The sequence below is a fragment of the Bradyrhizobium betae genome (genome assembly GCF_050632175.1).
Taxonomy (GTDB): domain Bacteria; phylum Pseudomonadota; class Alphaproteobacteria; order Rhizobiales; family Xanthobacteraceae; genus Bradyrhizobium; species Bradyrhizobium betae_B.
On sequence record NZ_CP192576.1, the window covers coordinates 7,007,165 to 7,022,436 of the forward strand.

General features: G+C 64.5%; 11 protein-coding genes and 4 pseudogenes. 3 read left to right on the forward strand and 12 right to left on the reverse strand.

Annotated features, from left to right (window positions below):
• The first annotated feature begins 132 nt into the window (after positions 1-132).
• From ACQ86E_RS33725 to ACQ86E_RS33735, 3 genes are read left to right on the forward strand one after another with little or no spacing between them, the layout of a single operon-like run.
• Complete coding sequence (locus tag ACQ86E_RS33725; protein ID WP_431203598.1) at positions 133-462, forward strand: hypothetical protein; 330 nt, start codon at positions 133-135, stop codon at positions 460-462.
• Entirely contained in the window at positions 459-1,313 is an 855-nt protein-coding gene (locus tag ACQ86E_RS33730; protein WP_431203599.1) for a M4 family metallopeptidase, read from the forward strand. The genes ACQ86E_RS33725 and ACQ86E_RS33730 overlap by 4 nt, the downstream gene beginning before the upstream one ends.
• A 57-nt stretch (positions 1,314-1,370) precedes the next feature.
• Positions 1,371-1,634: a protealysin inhibitor emfourin gene (locus ACQ86E_RS33735; RefSeq protein ID WP_431203600.1), complete on the forward strand. Its 264-nt coding sequence runs from the start codon at positions 1,371-1,373 to the stop codon at positions 1,632-1,634.
• A gap of 57 nt (positions 1,635-1,691) precedes the next feature.
• Here ACQ86E_RS33735 and ACQ86E_RS33740 read toward each other — a convergent pair.
• The 12 genes and pseudogenes from ACQ86E_RS33740 to ACQ86E_RS33795 all read right to left on the reverse strand — a co-directional run bounded on the left by ACQ86E_RS33740 (position 1,692) and on the right by ACQ86E_RS33795 (position 15,243).
• Positions 1,692-3,235, reverse strand: a pseudogene (locus tag ACQ86E_RS33740) (GMC family oxidoreductase).
• A 4-nt stretch (positions 3,236-3,239) separates the two neighbouring features.
• On the reverse strand, positions 3,240-4,790 hold the full coding sequence (locus tag ACQ86E_RS33745) for an ABC transporter substrate-binding protein (RefSeq protein ID WP_431203601.1): 1,551 nt from the start codon (positions 4,788-4,790) through the stop codon (positions 3,240-3,242).
• 309 nt (positions 4,791-5,099) lie between these two features.
• The gene (gene parC / locus ACQ86E_RS33750) at positions 5,100-7,358 is read right to left on the reverse strand and encodes a DNA topoisomerase IV subunit A (protein WP_431203602.1); all 2,259 of its coding nucleotides are present in this window, start codon (positions 7,356-7,358) and stop codon (positions 5,100-5,102) included.
• Between the two features lie 60 nt (positions 7,359-7,418).
• On the reverse strand, positions 7,419-7,697 hold the full coding sequence (locus ACQ86E_RS33755) for a hypothetical protein (RefSeq protein WP_431203603.1): 279 nt from the start codon (positions 7,695-7,697) through the stop codon (positions 7,419-7,421).
• A gap of 100 nt (positions 7,698-7,797) precedes the next feature.
• The gene (gene recO, locus ACQ86E_RS33760; RefSeq protein ID WP_431203604.1) at positions 7,798-8,550 is read right to left on the reverse strand and encodes a DNA repair protein RecO; all 753 of its coding nucleotides are present in this window, start codon (positions 8,548-8,550) and stop codon (positions 7,798-7,800) included.
• A 39-nt stretch (positions 8,551-8,589) separates the two neighbouring features.
• A complete protein-coding gene (locus ACQ86E_RS33765; protein ID WP_431203605.1) occupies positions 8,590-8,970 on the reverse strand; it encodes a hypothetical protein in 381 nt (126 codons plus the stop codon).
• Positions 8,971-8,991: 21 nt separating this feature from the next.
• Positions 8,992-9,918, reverse strand: coding sequence for a GTPase Era (gene era / locus ACQ86E_RS33770; RefSeq protein WP_431203606.1), 927 nt, complete (start codon positions 9,916-9,918; stop codon positions 8,992-8,994).
• Positions 9,908-10,736, reverse strand: a pseudogene (rnc, locus tag ACQ86E_RS33775) (ribonuclease III). Before rnc ends, era begins: the two are co-directional and overlap by 11 nt.
• Positions 10,733-11,497, reverse strand: a complete 765-nt coding sequence (lepB, locus tag ACQ86E_RS33780; protein WP_431203607.1) for a signal peptidase I — start codon at positions 11,495-11,497, stop codon at positions 10,733-10,735. The pseudogene rnc and the gene lepB overlap by 4 nt, the downstream one beginning before the upstream one ends.
• A 248-nt stretch (positions 11,498-11,745) precedes the next feature.
• Positions 11,746-12,164: pseudogene (gene acpS / locus ACQ86E_RS33785) on the reverse strand (holo-ACP synthase).
• Positions 12,161-12,913 carry a pyridoxine 5'-phosphate synthase gene (locus tag ACQ86E_RS33790; protein WP_431203608.1) on the reverse strand — a complete coding sequence of 251 codons (753 nt, stop codon included), beginning with the start codon at positions 12,911-12,913 and terminating at the stop codon, positions 12,161-12,163. The pseudogene acpS and the gene ACQ86E_RS33790 overlap by 4 nt, the downstream one beginning before the upstream one ends.
• Positions 12,914-12,957: 44 nt before the next feature.
• Positions 12,958-15,243 (reverse strand): annotated as a pseudogene (locus ACQ86E_RS33795) (RelA/SpoT family protein).
• Between the last annotated feature and the right edge of the window lie 29 nt (positions 15,244-15,272).

Here is a 15,272-nt window from a genome sequence, read left to right on the forward strand (position 1 = left end):
TTGTGGGGCACTTGATTTTGAAATTGATCATCGGCCGACGGGCCGTTCATCCGCGACGCTGTGACGTCGCCGACTAATCATTCGGAGGCATTCATGCGAAATTGTCCATTCTGCTCAATCGTCCCGCCCTACATGCTGAAGAAGCTCGCCGAGAGCCCCGATCCAAGAATCCGGGAACGAGCCGTCGCAACGATCGAAGCGACCGCCCGCGCGCGAACGGTGAGATCGGCGCTATCACGCTCGCTCAATGTGACCAACGCGGCGCCGGCCACCGCACGGACGAAGGTGCGGCGGATTTTCGATTGCAAGGGTTCAGCCGATCTGACGCGAAAACTCGTCCGCGAGGAGAATGACCGGCAAACGTCCGACGTTGCCGTCAACGAGGCCTACGACTACGCCGGCGTGACCTGGGACTTTACAACACGCTGTTTGGCCGCAATTCCATCGACTCGCGTGGCATGACGATGGTGTCGTCCGTGCACTACAGCGAGGATGGAAGCGGTTTCGACAACGCCTTGTGGAACGGTCAGCAGATGATCTATGGCGATGGCGGCGACCTGTTTGGTCGAATGACCCAATGTCTCGACGTGGTCGCGCACGAGCTCACCCACGGCGTGACGCAGTTCTCTGCCGGGCTGCCCTATGAGGGACAATCGGGCGCTCTCAACGAATCCATGTCCGATGTCTTCGGCGTGGTGATTCGCCAGTGGCACGACAAACAGAGCGATCCTGCGACTGCGAACTGGTTGGTCGGTGACAAGCTCCTGCTGGCCGGCGGCGCCTTGCGCTCGATGAAGGCGCCAGGGACCGCCAACCCCGATGATCCGCAACCGGCCAACATGAAAGACTACGTGAACCTGCCAAACACACGCGAAGGCGACTATGGTGGCGTCCATTATAATTCGGGAATTCCAAACCACGCTTTCTATCTTGCGGCCCTGGCGATCGGCAAACCGGCATGGGAAACCGCAGCGAAAATCTGGTACACCACGCTCACCCAACGGCTGAAGGGCGACACCGATTTTGCCAAATGTGCCTATGAAACCATCTCGGTTGCCCGCGACTTCTTCGATGACGCGACCGCGCTCAAGGTCTCGCAGGCCTGGATCGACGTCGGTGTGATCACGAAGCCGATCGGTCCGATCGCTTCGCTTGGCATGCGGACCATCAAGGTCCTCCGCCGTGGCCAAGAAGGCCGCCAAGGAAACCGAGAAAGCCAAGAAGGCGGTCATCGCAACGTACGCCGCGAAGGGCAAGACGCGGGCCCAAAATGGCGGAAGACGTCACGCGGGACGCTGACGATTGAGACCTGAAACCGCGCACGCGCCGTGCTAGGCTCGGACATTCTGGAGCTTGGCCGGGAGATCACGATGGCGCTGAAAGTGACCCGCTATGGCGGCCCCATGGCCGGCATGAAGCCAAAGGTCAAGGTTTTCCAAATGGAAGACCTTGATCCCTCGACCGCGGATGCCCTGAATTCCTTGCTGGAGAAGGGCGGGCCCAATAGCGTCGCGGAGCGCATCCCCGACGCGTTCGTCTATGCATTCGAGGTCGACGAGGCGAGCGGCAAGACAAAGGAAGCGGAGGTCGGCAGCACCAAGGTCCCAGACGCGCTGCGCAAGCTGCTGCCATAGACGAACATCACGGTCCATGCCCCGGTCAAGCCGTGGCATGACACCGTCGTGTGCCAACTACCGCATCATCATCCGCGCGATCGCCTCGCCGATCACCACCGTCGTGAAATGCGTGTTGGCCCGGCAGTCCGACGGTATGATCGAAGCGTCGGCGACCCGCAAGCCGCTGATGCCCTTCACGGTGCCGTCCGGATTGACCACGCCGTCGGCGTCGCCAGCGCCGGTCATGCGGCAGCTGCCGGCGGCATGCTGGATGTCGCCGGTTTCCCGGCGCAATAGCGCGTCGAGCTCGTGATCCGGCAACGCGGCTGCCTGCGGTAGCGTCAAGTCGGTATCTGTGAGCCTGATCCAGTCAGCGATGCCTGAAAGCGCCGGCTGGGAGGTGATCACGGCGAGCCGCCTCACCGCGTCCATCATGCGCAACATGTCGCGGGGATCGGCCAGCATGTTCTCGTCGACGATCGGATCGATCGCAGGGTCGGTCGAGGCCAGCTTCAGCGTTCCACGCGAATACGCATTGAACAGCCCGGCGCCGATCGCCCCGGATACACCGATGCCACGGTGGTTGAAGGCGATCAGGATCATGTCGCGCTTGCCGCCGTTGGCGAGACCGGACGAATAGGTCACGCAGCAATTGGTGTGGCGGGTGTCCGGATCGGTCGGCCGCAGATTGTCGTGGAGCTGAATGGTCGCGCGAAACAGCGGGTGATCGAAGAAGTGCTTGCCGACCGGAAGGTCGCGCTCGACCGCGATCCCCATTGCCTTCAGCTCATCGGCCGGCCCGACGCCCGAGCGCAGCAGGATCGCGGGACTGTGGATGGCACCGGCGCAGAGCACGATCTGGCGGGCACTGATGTCCTGGGTGCCCTGCCCTTCGATGTGGACACGCAGGCCGGTCGCCCGGCCGTCGCTGATCAGCACGCGATCGACCAGCGCATGGCCGCGGATCTCCAGATTGGCCCGCCCGCGCGCGGGTTCGAGATAACCCTCATTGGTGGTGATGCGGCGCAAGTCGCGGCTGTTGATGGGATAGCAGGCGACGCCCTCGCCGTCCGGGCCGTTGACGTCGTCGCACCAGGGATAGCCACTCGCCAGCGCCGCATCGCGCAGGCCGCGATCGATCGGGCCCCATGTCTCCGGCGGAGCACGATAGACCGGCAGCGGGCCGCCGCGTCCATGGCCGTCGGCGTCGCCGAACTCGAAATCGTCCTCGATCACTGAGAACAGCGGCATTACCTCTTTCGCCGACCAGCCGGTGCAGCCATTGGCGGCCCATTCGTCGAAGGCATCGGCGACGCCGCGAATGGCGATCTGGCCGTTCATCATCGATGAACCGCCGAGCCCCTTGCCGCGCCAGTAGAAGCGCGGCTCCTGCTCCGCCACCGGCGCGTCAGGAGGTGCGGCCACTGCCACTTCTCCTGATATTCGCGCTTGTGAATGATCGGGATCGGGTTCGGTGTCCTGACCTCCCAGGGCGCTTCGTCGGCGCGCCAGTCAAGGCCCGCCTCTAACAGCAGGACGCGGCGTGCGGGATCCTCGGAGAGCCGTGCGGCAACAGCGGCGCCGGCAGAGCCGCCGCCGACAACAATGACATCGTACATCGCATTACTTCTCAACGTTCCAGAACACCGGGATGGCGGACGGTATCAGACCCTTCAGGGTGGCGCGATAGGCGGCCGGCTGGGCGAACTGGCCCCACGGAATTCCGGGCGCCTGATCGTACATGATGCTCTGGATCTCACCGGCGATCTTCTTGCGGTCCTCCTCGGCCGGCGCCTTGGCGAAGGCCTCCACCAGCGGCGTCAGGCGCGCATCGCACTGCCACCCGGTGAAGTCGGCGCAGTTGAAGGCGACCATGACGTTGGTCAGCGGCGAGCCGAGGTCGAAACCGCCGGCGTGAACGCCATAGACGCTCCAGCCTTCCTTCTTGGCGCGGCGAGCCAGCACGCTCGCCCAGTCCATCACTTGAAGATCGACGTTGAAACCGGCCTGCTTCAGCCGCTCGGCCAGCACCTGCGCCGAGACGCGCGGGGCTTCGAGATCGTTGGCCTCCATGACGACGACTGGCTCGCCGGCATATTTCGTCGCCTTCAGCGCGGCCTTCGCCGCCTCGATCGACGGCTTGGCGGCCGCTTCCGTGCCGGCCTTGCTCTCGTAGGTAGTGCCGCAAGTGAAGAACGTGGCGCAGGGCGTGGCGTATTTGGCATCCAGCCCGAGCGCATCGAGCACTTCGCGCTGATCGACCAGCTTCCACAGCACACGCCGGATCGCAGGATCGTCGAACGGCTTCGATGCAGCGTTGAGGCGATAGGCGCCCGCAAACATGTTGCCGCCGGTGAAGTTCACCAGCTTGACCTTTGCGTTCTTCTCCAACTGCGGCAGCAGATCGAACGGAGCGTATTGCATGAAGTCGATCTCGCCGGCCTGCAATGCGGAGGCCGCGGTCGATCCGTCGGGAATGACGCGGATCTCGAGCGTGTCGACGTTGACGCGCTTGCCGCCGGCGAGGAAGTCGGCGGGCTCGGGACGCGGCACGTAGTCGGCGAACTTCTTCAGGATCATGCGATCGCCGGTACGGTGATCGGCCTTGCTGTAGACGAACGGGCCGGAGCCGATGATCTCGGTGATGCGCTGGTCGCCCGGCGTCTTGGCAATGCGCTCGGGCATCATGAAGGCGACCGGGCTGACGGGATTGCCGAGCGCGTCGATGACGAGACCCGACGGCTCCTTCAGCGTCAGCACGAAAGTCTTCGCATCAGTCGGCTCCAGCGACGCCGTGATCGCGAAGATGCGGCGGCCGAGCGCGCTGCGGGTGCCCCAGCGTCGCAGCGAAGCCACGCAATCGGCTGCAGTGACCGGCTGGCCGTCATGCCACTTCAGCCCGTCGCGCAGGGTGAAGCTGTAGGTCAGCCCGTCAGGCGAGACCTTCCAGTCCTGCACCATCTGCGGCTTGATGTCGCCCTTGGAGTCCTTCGCGAACAGCGTGTCGAACACCATGTAGCCAAACGTGCGCGTAATGTAGGCGGTCGAGAAATGCGGATCGAGCGTGACGATCTCCGCCTCCAGCACCGCGACGAGATTGCCCGCCGCATGCGCCGGCGCCGCGACGATCGCGAGCCCGAGCAGCGCCGGAATAAACGATTTGAGTTTGAGCATTGGTTTCTTCTTGCCTTTTTGACGACACGGTTACGGTCGCCAGCAAAAAGCAATGTTCGTGCCCGCAAGGCCGGGACACGTATGCGCTCACGACTATCTGCCACGCATTTGCGAACCACATGCTCGGTGTCATCGCCCGGCCTTGACCGGGCGATCGAGTATTCCAGAGACGAGCGTGATTGAACCGAGAAGCCGCGGCGTACTGATGCCCCGGTCAAGCCGGGGCATGACACCTGTGTTGCAGCGTGGGTGCCGGGTCTGCGCAGCACCGCAGGAGCGTTGCAGCGCGTCCGGGACACGAGAGAGCCCCTACCCGATCACCTTGCCGAACTTGTTCGACTTCGGGAAACCCTTCGGCGGCAGCCGCCCGGCGTCGGCGCGGCTACCTTTCCACTCCGCGAGCTCCTTCATGGTTGCGGAGAATTCGCGCCCCGCGGAGTCCTTCCAGGTCAGGCCCGCCTTGGCGTCGAACACCGCGATGTCGGACAGGCCGCCGTCCTTGTACTTCTGCAAGCGAACGCCGCGGCCGCGCGCCATCTCCGGCACCTGGTCGAGCGGGAAGATCAGCATCTTGCGGTTCTCGCCGATGACCGCGACGGTGTCACCGATCACCTCGGTGACCACGCGCGCCTCGTTCGGCATGTCGACGTTGAGGACCTGCTTGCCCTTCTTGGTGGTGCCGACGCAATCGTCCTCGTTGACGACGAAGCCCTGGCCCTCGTGGCTCGCGACCAGGAATTTGCGCCCGCCCTTGTTGACGAACAGGGCGACGGGCGCGGCCTCCTGCTCGAGGTCGATGAACAGCCGGATGGGCTCGCCATGACCGCGGCCGCCCGGCAGCTTGGCGACATCGAGCGAGTAGAATTTGCCGTTGGTCGCGAACAGCAGCAGCTTCGAGGTCGTTTCCGCGAAGAACGCGAAGCCGAGCTTGTCGTCCTGCTTGAAGGTCAGGCCGGAGAGATCTTCGACATGGCCCTTCATGGTGCGGATCCAGCCCTTGTCGGACACGACCACGGTGACCGGCTCGCGCTCGACGAGGGCTTCCTCCATCGCCGCGAGATCGTGCTCGGGCGCATCCGCAAAAGTGGAGCGGCGCTTGCCGAGCGGCGTCTTCGGCCCGAACATGTCGCGGACCTTGCCGACCTGCTCACTGACCTTCTTCCATTGCTCGGGTTCGGATGCGAGCACCGCGTTGATGCCCTTAAGCTCGTTGCGGAGATTCTTGTCCTCGGTGCGGATCTCCATCTCCTCGAGCTTGCGCAACGAACGGAGCCGCATGTTGAGGATGGATTCAGCCTGAACTTCGGTGAGCTTGAACGCCTTGATCAGCGCCGGCTTCGGCTCATCCTCGGTGCGGATGATCCTGATCACCTCGTCGATGTTGAGATAGGCGATCAGAAGCCCGCCGAGGACTTCCAGCCGGTTCTCGATCTGCACCTTGCGATAATTGGTCCGGCGGATCAGCACGTCGCGCAGATGGTCGAGCCATTCGCGCAGGCACTCCGCGAGGCCAACCACCTTGGGGACGCGGCCCTTTAACAGCACGTTGAGGTTCAGCGGAATCTTGTTTTCGAGCTCGGTCAGCCGGAACAACGATTCCATCATCAGGGCAGGATCGACGTTCTTCGACTTCGGCTCGATGACGAGGCGGACGTCTTCGGCCGACTCGTCCCTGACATCGCCGACCAGCGGCAGCTTCTTCTGGTCCAGCAACTCGGCAATCTTCTCGACGAGGCGCGACTTCTGCACCAGGAAAGGGATCTCGGTGATGACGACGACCCAAGTGCCGCGCGTGCCCTCTTCCTGCTCCCACCGGGCGCGAACGCGGAACGAGCCGCGGCCGGTCGTGTAGGCTTCCGCAATGGCCTGCTTGGAATCGACGATGATGCCGCCGGTCGGGAAGTCCGGGCCCTTCACCCACTTCAACAGCGCCTTCGACTTCGCATCGGGCTTCTCGATCAGATGCAACGCGGCGTCGCACAGCTCGGCGGCGTTGTGCGGCGGGATCGAGGTCGCCATGCCGACGGCGATACCCTGCGCGCCGTTTGCGAGCAGGTTCGGGAAGCCGCCCGGCAGAACCACCGGCTCCTTGGACTGGCCGTCGTAGTTGGGACGGAATTCAACGCCGTCCTCGTCGATGCCCTCGAGCAGAAGCCGCGCGACGTCGGTCATGCGCGCTTCGGTGTAACGATAGGCGGCGGGATTATCGCCGTCGATATTGCCGAAATTGCCCTGGCCGTCGACCAGCGGGTAGCGCGAGGAGAAATCCTGCGCTAGGCGCACCATGGCGTCGTAGATCGCCTGGTCGCCATGCGGATGGAACGAGCCCATCACGTCGCCGACGATCTTGGCGGATTTCTTGAAGGCCGTGCCGGGGTCGAGCCTGAGCAGTCGCATGCCGTAGAGAATGCGCCGGTGCACCGGCTTCAGGCCGTCGCGCGCGTCCGGCAGCGCACGGTGCATGATGGTCGAGAGCGCGTACGCAAGATAGCGCTCTTCCAGCGCTTCACGCAGCGGCACGTCGTGAATTTCGGCCGGTTCTTCCGGCGGAACGATTCGTTTTCCCATGCCGCCCGGTTAAACCGTGGAAGCGAATCGGGCAAGGATCGATTGGTTCCCTGTGGGCTTCTATTGACCCGCCCAACCGGCCGTGAAGGTCTGCTGGCTCTTGGCCTGCGCGGTCACAGGCGCATTGGTCAGGCAACGCCGTGCCACCTCGATCTCGGCCTCCGTCGCGCCCTTGGACCGCGCCCATGTCTCTGCGGCGGCAGCGGAATATTTCGCCACATAGTACCGCACAACGGTGCAGGACGCCCGGCGAAACACGCCGGTTTGCGGTTCTGCGGCCATGGCATCCGGGGCGAACGCAAGCAGCGCCGCGGACAAGGCAAATCCCCTGATCAACATTTAGGCCGTCCCCGTGATGGAACCTGTCGGGCCAACGCGACCTGCCGGCTTTCGTTCCCGGTGGCGCCATGTTCCATGACAGGGCAGAGCCGCCGAGACGTCATGGCGCGGGAAGCGCCGCCTTGGCCTGCTGACGTGTCAGGGCGTTGATGAAGCCGGCTCGCGCGTCGGAATGGCCCTGCCCGCGCGGCTCCAGCACGTGGCGCAGCAGGAACAGGCCGGTGAGCCGGAAGCCGTCCTGCAGATCCTCATCGGTAAGTTCGCCCTGCACCTCGCCCTGGCGCAGGAACGGCGGCAGACGCAAGAGGCGGTCGCGCCACGGCTCGCCCGCACCGCGTGACACAGCACCACCGGATTTCGGCGAGACATAGATCAGGTCCGTGGTCTCCCCGGTCACGGCACAATTGTCCAGCGCCAGCCCGAAGCCCAGTTCGGCCAGCATCGCCAGCTCGAAATGGATCACGTGCACGGCGGCGCTGCCGATGTCGTCGAAATCATCGAGCGAATGTTCGAGCATCGCGAACATCTCTTCGTGCGGATCGCGTTCCGGCAGCAACCGCGCAATCGAGGCCAGATGAGTGACGCCGTAAACGCCGTGGGAGGCCCCCAGCAGCGTCGCCGCGCGCAGCTTCAGGCCTTCAATCGCATAGGTGCCGAGATGCTCGTCGAGCCGCGCCCGCCAAACCACACTCAAGCTGTTGCCGGGTTGCAGCAGCGGCCGCATCCGCGAACCGGCGCCGCCGCGGACCAGCCCAAGATGCCGGCCGTGCGCGCGGGTCAGCAGTTCGACGATGGCGCTGCTCTCGCCATGCCGCCGCACGCCCAGCACGATGCCTTCGTCGGTCCATTCCATCGAAGCAAGTGTAGCGCATTTACCGGACCGCGCGAAACCTCACGCGTTGAACCAGCCCTTCGCATCCCCGCTGAAGGAGAAATACAGGCCCATCGCCGTCAGCACGCACGAGACGATCTCGATGGCGCTGTCGAGCTCCATCCCCTTCTCGCCGATGATCTGTCCGAGCGAGATCACCGACAACGCCAGGGCTGCCGCCAGCACCCAGCGCGGCCAGTTCTTGCGCCAATGCGCCGCCAGCCAGACGAAGTAGACCAGCAGCAGGATCATGCAGCCGGCGAGCAAGGTGGCCGTCATGATCATCTGCTCTGTCATGTCGGGATTGGGCGTGCGGTCCTGCACCGCGACCGAAAGGGCATCCAGCATCAACGATGCGTAGAGCAGCGCTTCGAAGCGCCGGACGTTGCTGGGTACGCTCATCGGGGACCGATCTTTTCTTGGTTATTCCCTGGGAAATTCCAGGCCCATCTCGCGATAGCGATCGGGATCGTCACCCCAGTTCTCGCGCACCTTCACGAACAGGAACAGATGCACCGGCACGCCCAGGATTTCGCCGATCTCCTTGCGCGAATCCGCGCCGATCGACTTGATGGTCGCGCCGCCTGCGCCGAGCACGATCTTGCGCTGGCTCTCGCGCTCGACGAAGATCGTCTGCTCGATGCGCACCGACTTGTCCTTGCGCTCCTCCCACTTGTCGGTCTCGACCGTGGATTGGTAGGGCAGTTCCTGGTGCAGCTTGCGATAGATCTTTTCGCGGGTAATCTCGGCCGCCAGCTGACGCATCGGCGCATCCGACATCTGGTCCTCGGGATAGAGGAACGGGCCCGGCGGCACCATCTCGGCAAGCGTCTGCCTGAGGTCGTCGACGCCGTCGCCCGAGATCGCCGCGATCATGAAGGTCTTGGCGAAGGCCATGCGCTCGTTGGCGGCCTGCGCGAGCGCCAGCAGCTTCTCGCGCTGGACTAGGTCGACCTTGTTGATCACCAGGATCTTCTCGTGATTGACGCTCGCGACCTTGGTGAGGATCGCCTCGGCCTCCTCGTCGATACCGGCCTTGGCATCGATCAGCACACAGACGAGATCGGCATCATGCGCCCCGCTCCAGGCGGTCGAGACCATGGCGCGGTCGAGCCTTCGCTTGGGCAAGAAGATGCCGGGCGTGTCGACCAGGATGATCTGCGCGTTGTTCTCGATCACGATGCCGCGGATCAGCGCGCGCGTGGTCTGAACCTTGCGCGAAACGATCGTGACCTTGGCCCCGACCAGCGCGTTGACCAGCGTGGATTTGCCGACATTCGGCGCGCCAATGAGCGCGACGAAGCCGCAGCGCGTAGCAGTGGGCGCCTCGCCGCTTGCTTCAGCCGTCATTGCCGCCGCCAACGCCTTCACGTTCGATCATCACCGAGGCCGCCACCTTCTCTGCCGCGCGCTTGCTGCCGCCAATGCCTTCGGCCGGCGCCAATCCCGGCAAGTCCACCGCGACGCGGAACTGCGGATCGTGATGCGGGCCGGTGCGCTCGACCTCGCGATAGACCGGCGTCGGCAATCCCTTGCCTTGCGCCCATTCCTGCAGCACGGTCTTGGGATCGCGCAACGGACGCCGCGGCTTGTGCATGCGCTCGGTCCAGTTACGCTTGACGAAGTCGGACGCCGCCGCGTGGCCGCCGTCGAGGAAGATGGCGCCGATCACGGCCTCGCAGATGTCGCCGAGGATGGACTTGCGCAGACGTCCGTCGGCGGCGGTGCCGACCGAACCGAGCTTGATGTCGTCGAGCAGACCGAGCGACTTGGCGACGTCGGCGCAGCTTTCCTTGCGCACGAGCTCGGCAAGTCGCTTGGACAGCTCGCCTTCGTCGGCGTTCGGGAAGGCATGATATAGCATGTCGGAGACGACGAGCCCGAGCACATGGTCGCCGAGGAATTCGAGCCGCTGGTAGCTGTCGCCGCGCTTGCGCCCGGACTTCAGCGCCGAGACATGCGTGATCGCCTGGATCAACTGGTTCGGATCCGCAAAGCTGTAACCAATGCGCGCCTCGAGCCGCCGCATTCGCGTCAGTCGCCTTAACCTTGACCTTGGCCTTGCGTACCCGCTTCTTCTTTGCAGGCGTCTTCGATGCAGCTTCGCCCTCAGGGACGGCTTGCGCCTCGATCGGTTGGCTCGCGATGTCCTTGGCTTCGTCTTTCATCGGACGATTTTGAAGAAGCGATTCCAGCGCACTGCCCACGGCCAGCGCCAGAACATCCAGGCGTGCTTGCCTTCGGCGATGGAGAAGAAGATCATCTGGGCACGGCCGATCAGGTTTTCCTGCGGCACGTAGCCGACCTGGCCGAGGAAGCGGCTGTCGGTCGAGTTGTCGCGGTTGTCACCCATCATGAAAAAATGACCGGGCGGCACGTTGTAGACGTTGGTGTTGTCCATGTAGCCGTTGTCGGCGCAATCCAGCGTCTCATAGGACACGCCGTTGGGCAGCGTCTCCTTCCATCGCTTCACCCGGGAGATGCCGCCGCCTTCGGAGCCGCAGGGATCCTCGCCGACGAACTCGCTCATGCGCTGCCGCTCGACCGGGGTGTCGTTGATGTAGAGCAGCCCGTCCTTCATCTGGACGCGATCGCCGGGAAGGCCGATGACGCGCTTGATGTAGTCGGTGGAATCGTCCTTCGGCAACCGGAACACCACGATGTCGCCGCGGTTCGGATCCGAGCCCCAGATCCGCCCCGAAAACAGCGGCGGCGAGAACGGGATCGAGTAGTGGCTGTAGCCGTAGGAATATTTCGAGACGAACAGATAGTCGCCGACCAGCAGCGTCGCCTTCATCGAACCGGAAGGAATGTTGAACGGCTGGAACAGGAACGTGCGGATCACCAGCGCGATCAGGAGAGCGTGGATCACGACCCGGATGGTCTCGCCGACGCCGCTCTCAGTTTTTGTTCCCGAAGTCACGCTCATTGCTCTCTCAATTCCGGCCGGCGGTCACGGAGCGCCCTCCTCCCGCGAACAGCCCATCGCTCGCGGCCCAAGGAGATTGTCCTGATTCTGATAATGAGGGCCAATTCCGGCGTAAAGCCGAATTCGCCCAGCCTGATTTGCGTCGGCGGACTTTTAGACGGTTGTCGGGGTCCACGCAATCAAGGATCGCGTCAAAACTTCGTAAGATATTGATCTCTAATGCGAATTATAAAATGGCCTGCTGATCGTCAGGGCCCGGCCCGCGGCACGGCGGAAATGACGACGAACGCCTGTGCCAGCGGCCAGTCATCGGTGATCGACAGGTCGATCCTCGCCTCGAACCCCTCCGGCGTCAGGGCCTGGAGCCGGGCGAGCGCCCCGCCCGTCAATTGCATGGTCGGCCGCCCCCCGGCAGGTTGACCACGCCCATGTCGCGCCACCAGACACCGCGCCGGATGCCGGTCCCGAGCGCCTTGGAGCAGGCCTCCTTGGCGGCAAAGCGCTTGGCGTAGGTCGCCACCACCATCTTCTCGTTCTTGGCCCGGCGCTCCGCCTTGGCCCGCTCGGCCGCGGTGAAGATGCGGTCGAGGAAACGCTCGCCATGGCGCTCGATCACCTTGGCCACGCGGGTGATGTCGATCAGGTCGGAGCCGATGCCGATGATCATGCCCGGCTCCGGCCGCGCTCCATCGCCGCGCGCATGCTGCGCACGGTCTCCGCGAGACCGACGAACAGCGCTTCGCCGATCATGTAGTAGCCGATGTTCAGCTCCATGATCTCGGGCAGCGCCGCGATGGTCTCCGCCGTCGCGTAGTCCAGCCCGTGCCCCGCGTGCACTTCGAGCCCGGCGGCCTTCGCCAGCTTCACGCCCGCCACGATCCGCTTCCACTCCGCATCGGCCTTGCCGGTATGGCCGTCGACCACGGCGTCGCACCAGGCGCCGGTGTGGATCTCGATCACGGGCGCGCGCAGCCGCGCCGCCGTCTCGATCTGGGCGGGATCGGCGGAGATGAACAGCGAGACGCGGATGCCGGCATCGTTCAGCCGCGCGATATAGGGCGCCAGCGCATTGTGCTGGCCGACAACGTCGAGCCCGCCTTCCGTCGTCACTTCCTGCCGGCGCTCCGGCACCAGGCACACCGCATGCGGCCTGGTGGCGAGCGAGATCCGCATCATGTCGTCGGTCGCCGCCATCTCGAAATTGAGCGGCTTGGAGATCTCGGCCTTGAGCCGCGCCATGTCTTCGTCGCGGATGTGCCGGCGATCCTCACGCAAATGGGCAGTGATGCCGTCGGCGCCGGCCTCGATCGCGAGCAGCGCCGCGCGCACCGGATCAGGATTGCGGCCGCCGCGCGCATTACGCAGGGTCGCGACATGGTCGACATTGACGCCGAGGCGGAGCGGAGAAACGGGCATTTCAGGACTCACGGAATCAGAGGGCAGACGCATGTGGGATGCGTCTATCCATTAACACGTTCGACGCGGGCAACGACCGCCTTTGCGCGCAGCTGGGCGAGGATCGCGCTCAAATGCTTGAGATCGTAGACCTCGAGATCGATCGTCGTCTCCGTGAAGTCAGGCGAGCGGCGCTGCATGCTGATGTTGTCGATGTTGCCGTCATGCTCGGCGATCACGGTCGCGATCTGCGCCAGCGCGCCGGGCTCGTTGACGTTCTCGACCCTGATCCGGGCCGGGAAACGCTGCGGCACGGAGTCCTCGATGTCCCAGCGCACGTCGAGCCAGCGCTCCGGCTCTTCCTCGAAATCCTTCAGGGCCGGCGCCTGGATCGGGTAGATCGTGATGCCCTCGCCCGGCGTGACGATGCCGACGATGCGGTCGCCGGGCACGGCGCCGCCGTTCGGCGCGAACTTCACCGGCAGGTCGGAATTGATGCCGCCGATCGGGATCGCAACCGGGCTGCGCGGAGGCTCGGACGATTTTTCCCTGAGCTTGGCGGCGAGCCCCTTCTTGATGCCGTAGCGCGCGACGCGCTCCTCCTTGTAGTCGGGATACATCGCGCGCGCGACGTGGGAGGCCTTGATCTCGCCACGTCCGACCGCCGCCATGACGTCCTCGATCGAGGTGCGCGCGAGCCGCGGCAGCGCCCCTTGAGCTTGTCGTCGGCGTATTCGATCTTGGCGCGCTCGAACAGGCGCTCCACGATGCGCCGGCCGAGGCCGACATATTGGTCGCGCACGGCGGTGCGCGTGGCGCGGCGGATCGCGGCCCGCGCCTTGCCGGTGACCGCGAGTGTCTCCCAGGCCGAGGGCGGCGCCGATTGCGCTTCAGAGGTCAGCACCTCGACCTCGTCGCCGTTCTGCAGCTCCGAGGACAGCGGCGCGAACTTGCCGTTGATCTTGCAACCGACCGCGCTGTTGCCGACGTCGGTATGCACGGCATAGGCGAAGTCGATCACGTTGGCATGGCGCGGCAGCGCGATCAGCTTGCCCTTCGGCGTGAAGCAGAACACCTGGTCGTGGAATAGCTCGAGCTTGGTGTGCTCGAGGAATTCCTCGGGGTTGGCGCTCTCGGAGAGGATGCCGATCGTATGGCGCAGCCAGGCGAACGCGGTGGACTCGCGCTTGAGGAATTCGGTCGGCGAGCCCGCACCTTCCTTGTAGAACGCGTGCGCGGCGATGCCGCGCTCGGCAATCTGGTCCATCGCCTCGGTACGGATCTGGAGCTCGACGCGCTGGTTGCCGGGACCGATCACGGTGGTGTGGATCGAGCGGTAGTCGTTCTGCTTCGGCGTCGAGATGTAGTCCTTGAAGCGGCCCGGCACGACCGGCCAGGTGGTGTGGACGATGCCGAGCGCGCGATAGCAGGACTCGATGTCGTTGACGACGACGCGAAAGCCGAAGATGTCGGACAACTGCTCGAAGCCGATCGACTTGCGCTCCATCTTGGTCCAGATCGAGAATGGCTTCTTGCGGCGGCCGTAAACCCGCGCACCGAGGCCGCGGTGGCGCAGATTGTTGGAGAGCTGGTCCTCGATCTCGCCGATCAGATTGCGGTTGCGCTCGGCAAGCGCGTCGAGGCGCTGCATCACCACCGTGTAGGCTTCGGGATCGAGCGTGCGGAAGGACAAATCCTCCAGCTCCTCGCGCATCTCCTGCATGCCCATGCGCCCGGCCAGCGGCGCATAGATATCGAGCGTCTCCTCGGCGATGCGGCGGCGCGATTCCGTCGGCACGAAATCCAGGGTGCGCATGTTGTGCAGGCGGTCGGCAAGCTTGACCAGAAGCACGCGAACATCGTCGGCAATGGCCAGCAACAATTTGCGCAGGTTCTCGGCCTGCTTGGCCTCGCGCGACACCAGCTCCAGCCGCTTCAGCTTGGTCAGGCCCTCGACCAGCGCGCCGATCTCGGGGCCGAAGATCTGATCGATCTCGGCCCGGGTCGCCTCGGTGTCCTCGATCGTGTCGTGCAGCAGCGCAGCCACGATGGTGGCGTCGTCGAGCTTCAGGTCGGTGAGAATCGCCGCCACTTCGAGCGGGTGCGAGAAATACGGATCGCCCGAGGCGCGGGTCTGCGAACCATGCGCCTTCATGGCGTAGACATAGGCGCGGTTCAGCAGGTCTTCGTTGGTATTCGGATTGTAGGACCGGACGCGCTCGACGAGGTCATATTGACGCATCATGCGCGCACGCGGCTTGGCCGGGCGAGCCACCGGCGCAGTCGGGGCCACGGCAACCGATCTCGGTTGCGGCCATCATCTGCGTTGGTCTCCGGCGCCGATACACCATTCTGTCCTGCCTTCAAACGGACCATGAGA

What these genes read in the sequence shown, in the direction of transcription:
- ACQ86E_RS33735 (WP_431203600.1), top strand. Translation starts at nt 1,371, where the DNA reads ATGGCGCTGAAAGTGACCCGCTATGGCGGCCCCATGGCCGGCATGAAG.
- ACQ86E_RS33765 (WP_431203605.1), bottom strand. Translation starts at nt 8,970, where the DNA reads ATGAGCGTACCCAGCAACGTCCGGCGCTTCGAAGCGCTGCTCTACGCA.
- lepB (WP_431203607.1), bottom strand. Translation starts at nt 11,497, where the DNA reads ATGAGCGTGACTTCGGGAACAAAAACTGAGAGCGGCGTCGGCGAGACC.
- ACQ86E_RS33745 (WP_431203601.1), bottom strand. Translation starts at nt 4,790, where the DNA reads ATGCTCAAACTCAAATCGTTTATTCCGGCGCTGCTCGGGCTCGCGATC.
- ACQ86E_RS33725 (WP_431203598.1), top strand. Translation starts at nt 133, where the DNA reads ATGCTGAAGAAGCTCGCCGAGAGCCCCGATCCAAGAATCCGGGAACGA.
- ACQ86E_RS33730 (WP_431203599.1), top strand. Translation starts at nt 459, where the DNA reads ATGACGATGGTGTCGTCCGTGCACTACAGCGAGGATGGAAGCGGTTTC.
- ACQ86E_RS33790 (WP_431203608.1), bottom strand. Translation starts at nt 12,913, where the DNA reads ATGCCCGTTTCTCCGCTCCGCCTCGGCGTCAATGTCGACCATGTCGCG.
- ACQ86E_RS33755 (WP_431203603.1), bottom strand. Translation starts at nt 7,697, where the DNA reads ATGTTGATCAGGGGATTTGCCTTGTCCGCGGCGCTGCTTGCGTTCGCC.
- era (WP_431203606.1), bottom strand. Translation starts at nt 9,918, where the DNA reads ATGACGGCTGAAGCAAGCGGCGAGGCGCCCACTGCTACGCGCTGCGGC.
- recO (WP_431203604.1), bottom strand. Translation starts at nt 8,550, where the DNA reads ATGGAATGGACCGACGAAGGCATCGTGCTGGGCGTGCGGCGGCATGGC.
- parC (WP_431203602.1), bottom strand. Translation starts at nt 7,358, where the DNA reads ATGGGAAAACGAATCGTTCCGCCGGAAGAACCGGCCGAAATTCACGAC.